Below are 14,361 nucleotides of genomic sequence, written 5' to 3'. Positions count from 1 at the left end.
TTAATCCTCCGTGTCGAGGGTCTCGAGAATCTCGCCGAGGCGGAGATTCTGTTCGATGTCGATCTCGCCCGCGTCGGTGTCCTTGGCGTTGGCCACGAACATCGCATCCAGCGAGAACACCCAGTCGGTCCACAGCTCCTCGGCGGCGGCGCGCGGGGCGGGCGGAAGGCCGTCGGCATTGTCGGCGCCGGTGCGCCCGGCAAAGACCGGGCGGGTGCCGCCATCGGGCAACTCGACGACGGGGCGTTCGGTATCGGGCAGGCTGTCGGTGCCCAGCCGGGTGACGAAATTGTTGATCCGCTCGGCGCAGACGATGGCGGCGGGCTCGGCGCGCTTGTCCACCGTCAGGCCGAAATTCATCGTCTTGAGCTGCGCCTCGATCTGGTTGACGATCCCGACGCGGCGCAGCGCATGGGTCAGCTCGGTGTTCAGGTTGGCGACCGAGCCCTGCGTCAGCCCGAAGGTTTCCAGCACGTCGGCATCCTCGCGGAAGCGGTTCAGCCCCTCGATCCAGACCTCGACCGAGCTTTCCGCCTGGAAGGTCTCGGCGGTCATGGTGCGGATATCGGCGGCGCGCGACGCGGGCTTGTCGGCGGCGGCCTCGGGCGGCTGCGCCTCGGCCTCGGCCTGCGGCTGGGGCGTGGCGCCGCCAGGGCGGCCGGGCCGGGCCGGGCGGCCGGGGCGCGCAGGGCCGCTGGCCACGGCGGCCCCGGCGGCCGCCACGGGCCGCGCGGCGCCGGCGGACGAGGTTACATCGGTAATGCGGATCGAGCTGGGCACGCGCGAAATGCGGTCCTGCACCTGGTCCTGATCGACCATGAGCGCCGACAGCACGGCGCCGAAGCGGTGGCGCTGCAATGCGATTTCCAGCCCGTCGATGACCTCGGCCGCCGCGGCCTGCTTTTCCTCGATACGCTTGCCGATATCGTCCGAGACGTGAAAGGCGGCCAGCTCGGTATGCATGTCCTCGGCCAGCTTTTCGACCTGGGCCGATATCTGCCCGATCTTCGAGGTCGGCTTGCACACCTTGGTCAGCTCGTCGGTGAGATACCCCACGCCCCCGTCATTGAGCGTCAGCGCGGCGTCCCAGGCGCGGTCGGGGTCCTTGAAATGGGCGCGCACGGCCTCGGTCGCCAGGCAGCCCTCGCGCAGCTCGGCGACGCGCGCCTCTTTCTCGGTTCGGATCGCCACCTCGCGGCTCTGGTCGTCATAGTCGATCAGCCCTTCGACGAAATAGTTGGGGTTGCGCAGCCAATAACAGTTCTGGAACGGCTTGCCCTCGGCCCACTCATGCACCCACGAGGTCTTGAGCTTGCCGAACCCTTCCAGCAGCGACGCCTTCATGCGCCGTTCGAAGCGTTCCGAGGCGCTGCCGCCGGACGCGCTGTCGCCGAGATGCTTGTCGAACTTGGTCAGCACGAAGAACAGGATGCAGTCGGTTTTCGCGCGCTGCTTGGCGGTGGTGCCGTGGGTCATGCCGATCCAGTGGTCCACCAGTGGCGGCAGGTCGAGCGTTTCCATGTTGCTGTCGGGCACGCAGAGCAGCATCGAGGTGATTTCCTGGTTCTCGACATAGCGGTCGAACAAATAGGCGACCTTGCCGCGCAACAGCATCTGGGTGACGGTTTCCTGCGGGGTTTCCAGCGTCTTGGTCAGCGGTTGTTCGAACCGGTTGCGCGCGCCGGGAAAATCCAGAAGGTCGGTTTCCTCGAACAGGTCCGAGGGCTGGTCGAGCATGGGAAAGACAAGCTCGGCCGCCAGCGCGCAGACCACCGCGCGGCTGAGGTCGGCCTGCTTGCCGCCCTCGGTGCGCAGGGGCAGGGTGTCGCCGCCGGGCTCGAACAGCCCGTGCAGCGTTTTCACGTCGATGATCGACACGTCGCGCGGCGTCAGCGCCGACAGGGGTGCATAGACCACCTCGGCATGGTCGATCTGCGCCAGCGCCTCGGCCAGCTGGATATAAAGATCGGTCAGCGGCTGGTAGCCGCCCCACAGGATCGACAGGAAACCGGCGCGGTCGCGGATCGACATGCGCGGGGCAAGGGCGGCGGCCTCGTCGTAAAAGCGGTTCATCGCGGCGGCATAGGCGGCCTTGCCAAAGGTGTTCTGGATATATTCGGCGATCTCATAAACCTCTTCGAAGGACAGGCCGGGCACGTCGCCGGGCTGGGCCTTGGCCTCGTAGGTCTTGATATGCGCACCCAGCTCCTCGGCCTCGGGCGGTGTTTCTGACTGGTCGCCATCCTTGTAGAAGCTGTTGATGATGACGCGGGCGATATCGGCCTCGGTCAGCAGGTTCAGCTTGATCGGGAACCCGTCCGGGGTCGGGTCCTTGGACATGGTGAAGCGGGTGACGAGGCCGGTGGATTCGCCATCCCCCGCCGGGTTGATCTCGGAGATATAATCGAGCTGCCCGCCCGGCCCGTTGAAATCGGCGGTCAGCCGGCCCTCCTGCGGGCGGGCCAGAACCGATACCAGGAACGACTTGCCCGCCTGCGAGGGGCCGAAGACCGAGACCGACATCTTGGTGCGGGCCGATCTGGACAGTTTCATCGCCCGCCGCGCGCCCCGGCGCAGCAGCTTGACGGCCGACTTGTGCTTGAGGTCGACGGTATCCGCGTTCGCCGGATCGTTCACCCAGTCGAGCGCGGCGCGCGCGGCCTTTTCGACCGCTTCGCAACGCTCTGCCAGTTGCTCTTGTGTGGTCATCTGTTCATCCCCGTCCGTCAGTATTGGAACACGCCGGTGTCGATCCAGTATTCGTCTTCGAAGCCGAGCGTATGCAGCTTGAGCACCACATCGGTCGGCTTCATCCCGTCGCCTGCGCCATCCTCGACCAGCGTGATGGCAAAGGCTTCGCGGTTGGCCTCGCGCCGCAGGGTTTCCTCGGCGCTGGTTTCGTCGCTGTCGTCGTAATCGGCCTTTTCAAAGGTCACGCGGATCGGCGAGGGGCGGCGCTGCGCCGAGGGGTTGGCGTAATCGAGCCGGTAGAGCGGCGTGGTGGTCCAGCGTTCGATCGGCAGTTGCCGCGAGCCGATATGCACCGGCGAGAACATGTTGACCACCGCCTCCTGCGCGCCGCCGCGGCTGTCCAGGTCAAGCTCCGAGAACATCAGCCGTTCGTCGAGGATCTGGCCGTTATTGTCCATCTCGCCCACGAAGCGGGCGGTGGATTTCATCTGGAACGCGGCGGTGGTGACCTTGAAATTCGGAATCCGGTTTTCCGACAGCGCGATCAGCATCCCGCCCACGGCCACCGTGCTTTTGGGATCGCCGATGCGCTGGGTGATCGGATCGCGGAACGGATACCAGCGCCCGGTCTTGTATTTGTGCATCGAAATCAGACGGTTGGGCGGAACGACAAGCATTTCCTCGACAATCGAGCGCACAGCCGGCAGGCGCGAGGGCCGCCCGGTCAGCAGCACCACGTCGACGCCCAGGTGGTCGATCACCTCGACCATGTTGCCCAGCACCTTCTGGAACACTTCGCGGGCGATCGCATCCACGTCCTCGCGCGAGATGGTGAACGAGGTGTCGGCAAAGGACCAGTCCGACGCGCCCACGTCGCGCGCGGCCTGTTCGATATAGCCCAGTATCTCGCCCGAAACGAGCGGCTCGGGCTGCGGGCGGGTGGTTTCGGGGCGCTCTCCGCCGACGGGTTCATCGTCCGCTGCCTCGTCCCCGGTGTCGGTCCGGGGCAGGCCCAGCGTGTCGGCGACCGACAGCTCGAACCGGTCGAACTCGGCCGCGGTTTCGCTGTGCGACAGGATCGCCACCGCCAGCGGCATCAGCGCGCGCAGGGCGAACTGGCGGCGTTTCTGGATCACCTGCTGATCCTGCCCGCCGATATCGCCGGCGAACAATTCGCGCATCTTTTCACCGACATAGCGCCCGCCGGCGGCCTCGATCGACGCCTGTATGCGTGGCAGGATGATGCCCGAGATAACACGCTGGATCAGGTCGTCGCCCGCGACGCGAAACCCCTCTCGGAAGGTCTGTTCGGGATGCAGGACGCGGTTCGCCTCGCCCCAGTAGGTCGTGATCATCAGGTCGGTCGTGCCGCCGCCGATGTCGATGCAGGCCAGCCGCAGGCTGGGCGCCGGGGCCGATGCGCCGGGCTGCGTGCGTTCGGTGCCCTTGAGCCGCAGGAAGGCGTCGATATTGCCTTCGAATTTCTGCGTGATCTCGGAATAGAGATAGACAAGCTGCGTGCAGCTTGCCTCGTCCCACTCGACCACAAGCTCGGGCTTCTGGGAAATCGAGGTGGTGTTCTCGCCCGCGCCGAGCATCGCCCAGACCAGATCCAGCGCGCCCTCGGCGCGGCTGCGGATGATCGCCTGTTCCTGCACCGAGGTGGCTGTGGGCAGGGTCAGGATGATGCGGTTCAGGCGGCGCGGCAGTTCCGACTGGGCGCGCTTGGCGCGCGAGCCGGGATCGTTCACCTGCACAAGCGCGTGGCTGATGATTTCCGCCAGCATGAAGCCGAACAGCGCCGAGCGCGAGAAACGCGGCCGGATCGCGCGGTTCTTCGAGGTCTTGCCGCGCGGGCGCAGGCGGTTCTTTTCCTCGTATTCCACGCGCGACAGCACGTCGCCCGCCTCGTTCAGCTGGCGCATCGCGGCGCGCACCGATTTGGGCAGGTTGTTGGGGTCGGCATGGGCGTGGAACCGCCAGTCCTGCTGGCGCACCTCGTCATCCCAGATATAGCGTTTGGGCGATGACAGCCCCGAGGTCGTCTCGGTGCCTTCCTCGCGCTGGATCAGACGCAGCGCCTCGGGGCCGACGCGCATGAAGCCCGGCCACATGAAGGCGTTGCGCCGCCCCGAGCGGCTGGCGAAACGGTCGTCGCCGAACTTGAGCTCGGCAAACTCCACGCGGCTTTCGATCAGGCCGGAATAATAAAGCTCGGGGCGCGAAAGATCGCGGATTTCCAAGGGGAAGGACCGCACCAGGTCGACGCGGCTTTCGCCGGGGAAGCGTTCGATCAGGATGCCGCAGGTGCGCGAATTGCCGACATCGAGCACCAGGTCCACATCCACCGGCGTCACCGCGTCGCGTTCGGACACGGTGTTGACGAAGCGAATCTTGGGGATCTTCACCACTTGGTCGACGAATTGCAGATAGGCCAGGTAACGCGCCCAGTGTTCGAACAGGTGGGGCAGGTTCTCCTCGGAAATCTGCCGCCCCGGCCGTTCGGCGCGCTTGAAGGACAAAAACAGCTCCTTGAGCCATTCCGACACCCAGAGCTGGGGGTCGCGTATCTCGCCGTCCTCGCCGGTTTCCAGCTTGCGCAGGAACCAGTCCATATGCTCGGGCTCGGACACGAAGCGGAACTCGCGCGGGTTCTCGGCGTCGGCGCGTTCCGGCGCGATATAGGTGCTGCCCTGGTGCTGCGCGGTCAGCGCGGTATCCAGCGCCAGTTGCACGCGGTGGGTATGGCCGGTGTCGGGATCGGGGGCGGGCAGTTCGACGACGCGCAGCCGGGCCCAGCTCGACGGGCCGTTGTCATAGCGTTCCTCGCCCGCCGCGCCGCGTTCCGATTTGATGCGCAGCACCGGCACCGGCACCCATTTCGCCAGGAACGGCTCCATCGCGGCGGTGGCGCGGATCGAATAGGGATCGTCCTCGGCGGTGGCCGCGTCCTCGATAGGGGCGTCCTTTTCCTCGTTCCCCGACAGCGGGATCAGCGCCTTGTCGTCGCCCTCGCCGGTGGGGCGTTCGATGAATTTCCACGGCCGCGCGGTCAGGTCGTCGATGGAGAACCCGAAATCGAGAAGCTGGACACCCGAAAACGGCACGATGGTGATATCGTCGTGCCAGTTGATGAGCGGGCGGAGTTGTTCCTTGCGGTCGGAGATCATGGCGTGCCTGTGTAAGTGTAAGTCATGGTCCAGCTCTGGCGCTCGGTTTCGAGCGTGCCGCTTTCGACGCGCGAGCCCGAGGCGTCGCGGATCAGCACCTCGAACGGAACCGGCGTAAGCTGGCGTTTGGTGAAAAGGGTGATGCGGATGGTATATTGCCCCGGCTGCGGCCCGTTGAAAAACACGTTCTCGATCGGCTCGGGCCGGATCGTCGCCACGTTGCTGTCCACGTCGAGATGGCCGTTGCAGGCGTTGCGCTGGTTGAACGCGACGGTCTGGCCCGAGGGGCAGGTCACCGCAAGATCGACATCCGAGCCGCCATCCCACGCCAGCGAGAAGTTGAGATCGCCCAACGCCGCACCGGCGCGTTCCAGCCGTTCGCTGAAATCGGCCTGCGGGGCGGCCTCCTGGATGACGCGCGGTTCGGGCGGCGGCGGCTGGCAGGCGCGGTCGGCGATGGCGATGCGCCGCTCAAGCTGGTCGATCTGATCCTCCAGCGCGGCGGTTTCGGCGCGCAGCACCGGCGCCTCGGCCGCGGCGGCGGGGCAGAAGGACAGCCACGCCGGACCGTTAACGGCGCAGGGCGCGATCAGCAGCCAGACGATCGCCGCCAGCATCCCGGCCAGCGCCAGCCAGCCAAGGCCAAGCAGCCAGGGAAGAAAGGCAAAGGGGCGCTTTTCGCGCGTCCCGGCCCCGGTATCGGTGGCCGTCGCGGTATCGGTTCGCGCCGCCGTGGCCGCGGCGGCCCCCGCGGCGGTGGCGGCTGCGGCGCTCGCGGCGGCGGTCCTGCGTGTGTCCCGCCCGGTCAGCGCGCCGCGTTCCGAGCGGTGCTCGTCCCCCACCCAGGCCCAGTTGACCAGCACCGGCCGGGCGCTGTCGCCCTCGCCGACCGCATAGATATACTCGTCGCCGGGCACCCGCAGCGCGTTGTGCAGCGCCTCGCCCAGCCGCTGACCGTCGGCGCTGCCGTCCGATGACAGGCGGTCGGCCAGCGCCGCGATATCGGCGCTGAGCGTATCGAGGCGTGTGCGCAGCGCGTCGGCCTCGTCCCCGGGCAGGTCGGGCAGCTTGCGCGGACGCCCCTGCACCGGCGCGTACCAGTCGTAGCGGTCGCCGTGCTCGGTCGCCACGGGTTCGCCGAACAGGGCGGCGTGATCCTCGCCCAGGTGATCGCGCACCGTGTCGGTGATCAGCTCGAAATTCCGCTGTTCGCGGCTGCCGAGCGCGCTCAGCCCTTCCGAAGAGGTGGTGACGATGAAGGCTTCGAACATCGCGCTACTCCGTGCCCGGCGACAGGCCGAAATCGGGCAGGGCGGGCGCGGTTTGCGCGGGCGCGGCGGTTTCCGCGCTGCGCGTCGCAGGGCGCAGCATTTCGGGCGAGCAGGGTTGCGTCACCACGTCGGGGGCGGTCGGGGTCGCGGCCAGGAAATCCAGCAGGTCGCGGGCCGACAGGGCGAAATTCACCGTCCGCAACATGCCCGCCCGCACGAAGGTGTTGACCCCCACCACGCGGCCGCACATGTCGACCAGCGGACCGCCCGAATTCCCCTGCGAGATCGGCGCCGAATGCGCGATGGCGCGAAACGCGCCGCCCGGCGTCACCTGGAGGGTCTGTTCGTTGCTGACCGTGCCGTCGGTCAGCGTCATGGTCGGCGGTCGCGTCAGCCCGTCGGGATTGCCCGCGGCGAAATCCATGTCGCCGGGAAAGCCCGCCGCGATCACGCTGCGCAGCTTGAGCGAACTGTCGGTGTTCAGGATGCGGAAAAACGGCTGCTTGCCCTCGGGCACGCGCAACAGGGCGAAATCGTCGCCGTTCTCGCCGATCGGGCCCGAGACCGAGACCACCTGCGCATCCAGCGGGCGGGCGATCCGTTCGTTGATGACGAAGACCTCGGTGATGCGCGGGTCTGAAACGACATGGAAATTGGTCACCACGAAATCGGGCGCGATGAAAAAGCCGGTGCCGGTGCTGGCGGCGCCGCCGGACAGGCGGGCGACCACGCGCACGGTGCGTTCCTCGATCAGGTCGAGCAGCGCGGCGGTGTCGATGCTGCCGCTTTGCGGCACCTGCACGCGCGCGGGATCGGGCGGCAGGATCGAGGTCGGCGCGGCCTGCGCCTTTTTCCCTGGCCCGTCATTGGGATTGTCGGGGTTGATCGGCAACAGCCCTTCGATCGTCATGCCGTCGGGCATCAGCAGCGTGCCGTCGGCGCGGCATTGCGCCCCGTCCAGCGCCGCCTGCAGCATATCGCGCCGGGCGGTCAGCGCGGCGTTGATCTCGGCCACGGCATCGGCGGCCTCGACGGCGCTGATCGCGGCATCGGGGTCGGCCTGCGCAAAGATGCGCGTGCCGGGGCTGAGCAGCCAGAACAGCGTGCCGGCGGCGATCAGCAGCAAAAGGACCAGCGGCAGCCACGACATCAGCCCGTGGCGCCGGGGTTCGCGCGCGGGCGGCGGCGGCGGCACCGCGCCGGGCGGCGGCACGGCGGCCGCGGGTTTGTCCGCCTCGGGCGCGGGCGCGCTGGTGGCAGGTTCCGATGCGGCGGCGGTGGCGGAGCGCCGCGCCGCCACGTCCTGCGCGGTCACGGGCGGTGCCGCGCTGAGCGGCAGGTAACGCCCCAGGCTGGCGGCAAAGGCCCGGGCGCGGGCGGCGGAGTCATGCCCGGCGCCCGCGGGCATCATCGCCCAGTTGATCAGGACCGGGCGGCCGTTGACCACCCAGACATCGCCCTTGGGCGTGCCGGCCAGATGCAGCGCCGCGCCGACCAGCGGCCCGTCCTCGGGGTCGTTCAGCACCTCGCGGATGGCGCGCAGCTGCTCGGTCAGGATCGCCTCGACCCGGCTGCGTTCGCTGTCTCCGAGATCCGACAGCGGCCGACCGTCGCCGGGCAGGTCGGTATACCACGCGATGCTGGCGGGCGCCTCGTCATTGCCACGGTTGATCAGCGGCTCGGCGAACAGCGCGGCGGCCTCGGGCGACACCCGGTCGGCGAGGATGCGTTCCAGCGCGGCATGGCTTTCCAGCGCCAGCCCGCTGCCGGTTTCAAGGCACTGGCCCAGTTCGATCTGCGATTTGGTCAGGAAATGTTCGGCCATGGCTCAGTTCCTCGTCGCGCGGCGCAGGCGCACGGTGTCGCGCCCTCCGCGTTCGGGTTGATAGAGGTTGCAGCGCGCGGTTCCGTCGCCGGACAGCGTGCAGGTTCCGACGCGGCGCAGGATATCCATCCCGTCCGAGCAGGGCAGGTCGCCGGGCTCGTCGATCCTGAGCTGCCCGTCGTCGAGGAAACGCCCGCTGACGGTCCCGTTGCAGGTCGCTCCGTTGGTGGCGCTCATTTTCTGCGTGCCCGCGCCATTGGCGTCGAAGCACATGGTCCACTCGGTATAATGCGAGACCTTGCCGGTCTGGATGTTGGTCACGCGCATGTTGGTTTCCAGCTCCCAGCAGCCGTCGAGAACGGCAAGGTCGCGGTTGCGCCAGGCGTCTTCGTCGATGGTGGTTTCGTCGCGCGGCGGCGGGGGCGGCGGCTCGGGCGTGGGCGCGGGCAGGACGATCGGCGGGGGTTCGGGGTGGTCGGCGACGCACTGGATCTTGCCCAGCTCGTTTTCCTTTTCGCGGATGTCGCGCAGTAACGTGGCATGTTCGGCGCGCAGCGCGGAAAGGCGCAGCAGCGCGGCCTGCTCGGCCTCGCCCCGGCAGTTCTGCGGCAGCCAGCGCGCCAGGGCCGGCGCGTTCAGCGTGCAGGCCTGCAGGGCGGCGTGGCCGGCAAAGGCGACAAGGCCGAGAAGCAGCAGCGAGAATATGGGCAAGAGTATGCGGAGCATTGTTCTCCGTGTCCGGGTACAAAAATTACAGTTCTTAATTTCAGTTCAGTAGAGGATATTTAGCTTGTTGGGTCAACATATTGGACGGACCGGGAAGTTGACAAATAATGTCATCGCGGAATCGCGCGGTATCGGGGGCGGATCGCGCGGTCGCAGGCGGGCGGTATCCCTGCATAACGATCCGTGCCGATGTGCAATGACAGGAAAAATCATTCGGTATCGGGCGGCGGCTGGCCTAGGCTTGGGGCCGGACAGCCATGCGCGACGGACGGGTAAGGAATGCGACGGATCGGTGTGATTTGCGACGATGACGGGTTTTTCGAGGGGCTGTCGGGCCAGCTTGACGCGCAGATGATGCGTGCCGAACGGCTTGAACCCGGCGCGGCGGAGGAACCGCCCTGCGCCATCGTCGCCCACCTTGCGGGGCTCGAGGATGCGGAGGCCGGGGCACGGCTGCGCGCGGCGGCCGGTCTCGGGGCGCCGGTGCTGGCGGTGTTTTCGCTGGGGCCGCGCGTGCCGTTCCGCGCCCGGCGCGAGGCGCTGCTTGCCGCCGGGGCGGCGGACGTGATCGAGGCCGGAGACAGCGCGCGCGACCTGATAATCCGGCTGCGGGCTTTGTGCCATCTCAACGAACCGCCGCGTGTGCTGGTCGTCGATGACGAGGCGCCGATCCGGCAATGGGCGGCCGAGGAACTGGCCGGGATCGGGATGCAGGTCACGATGGCCGGCACCATCGCCGAGGCGCGGCAGGCATTTCGTGCAGGCCCGGTGGATGCGCTGATCGTGGACCGCAACCTGCCCGACGGCGACGGCCTGACCTTCATCGCCGAGCTGCGCGCCGGGCGGGTGGCGACGCCCGCGCTGCTTTATACCGCGATGAGCGCGATCGAGGACCGCGTGGCCGGGCTGGAAGAGGCCGGCGCCGACGATTACCTGTGCAAGCCCGCCCATGGCGAGGAGTTGCGCGCGCGGGTGCGGGTGCTGCTGCGCCCCCGGATCGCCGAGGACCAGCTGGTTTTCGGCCCGCTGGAACTGTCGCGCAAGGACAGGATCGTGCGCTGGCGCGGCGAACGGGTGGAGATGCGCCCGCGCGAGACCGCGATGCTGATCTACCTGGCCGAACGCGCCGGGCTGCCGATCCCGCAGCAGATGCTCTATCTCGATATCTGGGAAAAGGTGTATATGGAGGCCGGATCGAACCCGGTTTCGGCGACCAAGCACAGGATGCAGGCCGGGCTGCGCGGCTTTGTCGAGGCGCGGGGCGAGGTGCTGCCCGAGATCATCGAAACCGGCGGCAACAGCTATACCTTCCGGCCCGGGGCGCTGCTGGCGCTGGCGGCGGGGGGCTGACCGGGATGGCGGCGCATCTGCGGTTCCTGCGGCATGTGTCGGGCGGCGCGCTGCTGGCGGCGATGCTGTCGGCGGCGGCGCTGGGGGCGCTGGCGCTGACCGTGGGGCTGCTCTCGGCCGCCGCCGCGACCGACGCGCGCGACCGTGCGCAGATCGAGGACCGGATCGTCCTGCTGCTGCTGGAAAACGGGCTGTCGGACCTGACCCTGCGGATCGACCGCCGCGGCGAGGAGTTGCTGCCGGGGCTGGAGGATGTGCGCCTCGTGCTGTGGCAATGGCGCGCGGGCGACTGGCGGCTGCATCGCACCACCGCGCCGGACATCGCCGCCGCCTTTCCCGCACCGCCCGATCCCGGGCGGGAGGAGCGCGCGATCGGCGGGCGCCGCTACCTGATCGAAAGCCCCGATATCGCGGCGCTGTCCGCCGACTGGCTGCTGCCGATGGCCGATACCGCGCTGTCGCTGGCCTTTGCCCTGCCGGGCCCCGCCGTGCACGAGGCGCGGCGGGTGATCTGGGCGGTCTGGTCGGGGCTGGCGCTGGCGGTGGTGATCGGACTGGCGTTGCTGGCGTCGCACAAGCGGCGCTATTCCGACGGCATCGCCGAGATCAACGCCCTGCTGGCCCGGTTCAGCGAGGGCGAGACCGACCTGCGCCTGCCCGAGGATCAGCCCGCGCCCGAGCTTGGCGACCTTGCGCGCCACCTGAACCGGGTGCTGCCGCGCATCGCCGAGCTTGTCGGCGGGCTGCGCTACCTGTCGGCGACGATGGCGCATGAGCTGAAGACGCCGTTGCAGGTGATCCGAAGCGACCTGTCGCGCCTGGGCGCGGCCCCCGACGCCGCCGGGCGGGCCACCTATGCCGCCGATATCGACCGCACCATTGATGCCGCCAACGCGCGGCTGCACGCCCTGACGCAGCTTTTCCGGCTCGAGGCGATGGCCGAGGTGCCGATGACGCGCGTCGATCTGAGCACGCTGACCGAGCAGGCGGCGGACGACCTGGCCGACCTGCTGGAGACGCGAAACCGGCAGTTGCGGCTGGATATCGCGCCGGGCGTCGCGGTGACGGGCAACCGGGCGCTGCTGGACCTGATGCTGTCGAACCTGCTGGGCAACGCCGCGAAATACGCCCCCGACGGCGCCGGGATCGGCGTGACGCTGGCGCGGGAGGGGGATGCCTTCGCGCTGTCGGTGTGGAACACCGGGGCGAGCTTTCCCGACGATATCCGCGCCCGCGCCTTCGAGCGGTTTTCGCGCGCCCGCGACGAGGGCGAGAGCGCGGGCACCGGCATCGGGCTGAGCCTGATCCGCGCCATCGCGCAGCGCCACGGTTTCGACGCGGCGATCGCCCCCGCGACCGACCGCGCCGAGGTGACGATAAGCGGGGACTGCGCGCCATGACGGGCCGCTTGCCGCGCATCGTTCTGCTGGCCGGGCTGCTGCTGGCGGCGGCGCTGCCGGTGCGGGCCGAGCGTTTCGCGCTGCTGGTCGGGGTGAACGCCTATCCCGATGCGCCGGAAATTCCCGCGCTGGCCGGGCCGGAAAACGACGTGGCGCTGATGCAGGGGGTGCTGGCCGGGCTGTGGCGGGATATCGCGATCACCACGCTCACCGGCCCGGCGGCCCGGCGCGCGGCGATCCTCGGGGCGCTGGACGATCTGGCGCGGCGGGCGGGGCCGGGGGACGAGGTGACGGTCTACCTGGCCGGGCATGGCACCCAGATCCCGTCGCGCGCCGAGCCCGACGGGTTCGACGAGCTGTTCCTGCCGGCGGATTTCTCCGCGCGGCGGGTCGGGGCCGAGCTGCGCATTTCCGGGCATATCCTGGATGACGAGCTGGGCGCGGCCTTCGGGCGGATCGTCGGGGCCGGGGCGCGGCTGTGGCTGATCGCCGATCTGTGCCACGCGGGCACCATCGAACGCGGCACGCCCGGCGCCGGTGCGGCCCAGGCGCGTTTCGCGCTGCTGGGGCTGCGGCCGGGGATGACGCTTGTCGATCTCAACCCGCCGGTGGCGGCGGGGACGGGCGGGGCGCCCGGCACGCTCGATCCGCCGGCCGTTGCGGCGGGGCGGTTCATCGGCTTCCACGCGGCGGGCGAGGCGGCGCAGAGCATCGAACTGCCGCTCGATGGCGACCGGGTGCACGGGCTTTTTACCTTCGAACTGGCGCGGGCGTTGCGCGCGGGCGGGCCGATGCGCTTTCGTGAGTTGGCGGGCGATACGGCGCGCGGGTTGCTCGACTGGGGGCAGGCGGCGCCCGCGCCGCTGTTTTCCGGCGCGTTGGACAGCCCGGTGGGCGCTGGCGCGGCGGGTATCACGCTGCGCGCCGTGGACGGGGCGCTGGTCGCCGACCGGGGGCGGCTCGACGGGTTCGCCGAGGGCGATGTGCTGGCCCCCGTTGCCCCGGCTGCCGGGCGGCCCGCCGGGCGTCTGCGGATCGTGGCGGCGGGGCTGACCGAAAGCCGGGTGGCGCTGGTCGCCGACGATCCGCCGGGGGACCCGGCGGCGCTGCCGGGGCTGCGTTTCGAACGGGTGGCGCGGGGGCCGGTGGCGCCCTACCGGGTGGCGCTGCCCGATGCGCCGCCATCGCTGCTGGCCCCGTTGCGCGCGGCGGTTGAACAGGCGCGGTTGCCGCGCCCGCTGGCGCTTGTCCGGCCGGGGGAACCGGCAGAGCTGCGCCTGGCACTGACCGAGGCGGCGCTGGAGTTTCACCGCGACGGGGCGGCCGCGCCCTATGTGCTGCCGCGCGCCGCGTCGCGCTGGGACGAGGTGAGCGCCGCCATCGCGCAGATCGCCAGGGCGGATTTCCTGCTGGACCTCGTGCCCGAACTGGCGCGCAGCGATCCGGGCCGGGCGCTGGATCTGCGGGTGACGGTCACGCCCTGTGCGCCCGGCGCCGCGCCGCGCCGTGGCGGTGGGGCTGTCGACGCGCCCCGGATGGTGGTGCGCGATTGCGACACCGTGGCGCTGGAGATCACGAACCGGGGGGCGGTGGCGCTCGACCTGTCGCCGTTCTACCTGGGGCCGCAGGGGCGGATCTATTACCTGCGCGGCTACGAGGGGGGCGATCTGTTCGGGCTGCGCCTGAACGCGGGCGAGACGCGGGCGGTGCGCTATACCGAATCGCTGGGGCCCGGTGATCCGGTCGGCGACATGGTGCTTCTGGTGCTGGCCGACATTGCCGACACGGCGTCGCCCCATCCGCGCGACCTGCGTATGCTCGAAGGCGATCTGCCCGCGCCCGATATGCTGCGGGATGCCGCGCCCGGCGCGGCATTGGCGGCGGGGGCGGCGGCGCTTGCGCTGCGCACGGAACGTTAGGCCATGCGC

The 14,361-nt window shown here is 69.4% G+C and carries 8 protein-coding genes; 3 read left to right on the top strand and 5 right to left on the bottom strand.

The annotated features are described in order from the left end of the window. The 5 genes from F3H87_RS11300 to F3H87_RS11280 are packed head-to-tail and all read right to left on the bottom strand — an operon-like array spanning position 1 to position 9,683. The gene (locus F3H87_RS11300; protein ID WP_149788644.1) at positions 1-2,709 is read right to left on the bottom strand and encodes a putative virulence factor; all 2,709 of its coding nucleotides are present in this window, start codon (positions 2,707-2,709) and stop codon (positions 1-3) included. A gap of 17 nt (positions 2,710-2,726) precedes the next feature. Further along, positions 2,727-5,861, bottom strand: coding sequence for a virulence factor SrfB (locus F3H87_RS11295; RefSeq protein WP_149788645.1), 3,135 nt, complete (start codon positions 5,859-5,861; stop codon positions 2,727-2,729). Then, positions 5,858-7,132, bottom strand: coding sequence for a hypothetical protein (locus tag F3H87_RS11290; RefSeq protein WP_149788646.1), 1,275 nt, complete (start codon positions 7,130-7,132; stop codon positions 5,858-5,860). Before F3H87_RS11290 ends, F3H87_RS11295 begins: the two co-directional genes overlap by 4 nt. Positions 7,133-7,136: 4 nt before the next feature. Further along, the gene (locus F3H87_RS11285; protein WP_149788647.1) at positions 7,137-8,957 is read right to left on the bottom strand and encodes a S1C family serine protease; all 1,821 of its coding nucleotides are present in this window, start codon (positions 8,955-8,957) and stop codon (positions 7,137-7,139) included. A 3-nt stretch (positions 8,958-8,960) separates the two neighbouring features. Further along, the gene (locus tag F3H87_RS11280; RefSeq protein ID WP_149788648.1) at positions 8,961-9,683 is read right to left on the bottom strand and encodes a hypothetical protein; all 723 of its coding nucleotides are present in this window, start codon (positions 9,681-9,683) and stop codon (positions 8,961-8,963) included. Positions 9,684-9,962: 279 nt separating this feature from the next. Here F3H87_RS11280 and F3H87_RS11275 point away from each other — a divergent pair, with 279 nt between their 5' ends. The 3 genes from F3H87_RS11275 to F3H87_RS11265 are packed head-to-tail and all read left to right on the top strand — an operon-like array spanning position 9,963 to position 14,352. Beyond that, positions 9,963-11,033, top strand: coding sequence for a response regulator transcription factor (locus F3H87_RS11275; RefSeq protein ID WP_223228035.1), 1,071 nt, complete (start codon positions 9,963-9,965; stop codon positions 11,031-11,033). Between the two features lie 5 nt (positions 11,034-11,038). Next, on the top strand, positions 11,039-12,433 hold the full coding sequence (locus F3H87_RS11270) for a sensor histidine kinase (RefSeq protein ID WP_149788649.1): 1,395 nt from the start codon (positions 11,039-11,041) through the stop codon (positions 12,431-12,433). Beyond that, positions 12,430-14,352 (top strand): caspase family protein, encoded by a 1,923-nt coding sequence (locus F3H87_RS11265; RefSeq protein WP_149788650.1) that lies wholly within the window; start codon positions 12,430-12,432, stop codon positions 14,350-14,352. Before F3H87_RS11270 ends, F3H87_RS11265 begins: the two co-directional genes overlap by 4 nt. The last annotated feature ends 9 nt before the right edge of the window (positions 14,353-14,361 follow it).

Origin of the sequence: Lutimaribacter pacificus, assembly GCF_900142185.1 — a bacterium.
Lineage (GTDB): Bacteria > Pseudomonadota > Alphaproteobacteria > Rhodobacterales > Rhodobacteraceae > Lutimaribacter > Lutimaribacter pacificus.
The sequence above is the reverse complement of the archived record's forward strand: the minus strand, read 5'-3'. Positions and strand labels throughout refer to the sequence as shown.

Excerpts from the sequence above, each read along its gene's own strand:
- F3H87_RS11295 (WP_149788645.1), bottom strand. The coding sequence starts at position 5,861 with ATGATCTCCGACCGCAAGGAACAACTCCGCCCGCTCATCAACTGGCAC.
- F3H87_RS11285 (WP_149788647.1), bottom strand. The coding sequence starts at position 8,957 with ATGGCCGAACATTTCCTGACCAAATCGCAGATCGAACTGGGCCAGTGC.
- F3H87_RS11265 (WP_149788650.1), top strand. The coding sequence starts at position 12,430 with ATGACGGGCCGCTTGCCGCGCATCGTTCTGCTGGCCGGGCTGCTGCTG.
- F3H87_RS11300 (WP_149788644.1), bottom strand. The coding sequence starts at position 2,709 with ATGACCACACAAGAGCAACTGGCAGAGCGTTGCGAAGCGGTCGAAAAG.
- F3H87_RS11270 (WP_149788649.1), top strand. The coding sequence starts at position 11,039 with ATGGCGGCGCATCTGCGGTTCCTGCGGCATGTGTCGGGCGGCGCGCTG.
- F3H87_RS11290 (WP_149788646.1), bottom strand. The coding sequence starts at position 7,132 with ATGTTCGAAGCCTTCATCGTCACCACCTCTTCGGAAGGGCTGAGCGCG.
- F3H87_RS11280 (WP_149788648.1), bottom strand. The coding sequence starts at position 9,683 with ATGCTCCGCATACTCTTGCCCATATTCTCGCTGCTGCTTCTCGGCCTT.
- F3H87_RS11275 (WP_223228035.1), top strand. The coding sequence starts at position 9,963 with ATGCGACGGATCGGTGTGATTTGCGACGATGACGGGTTTTTCGAGGGG.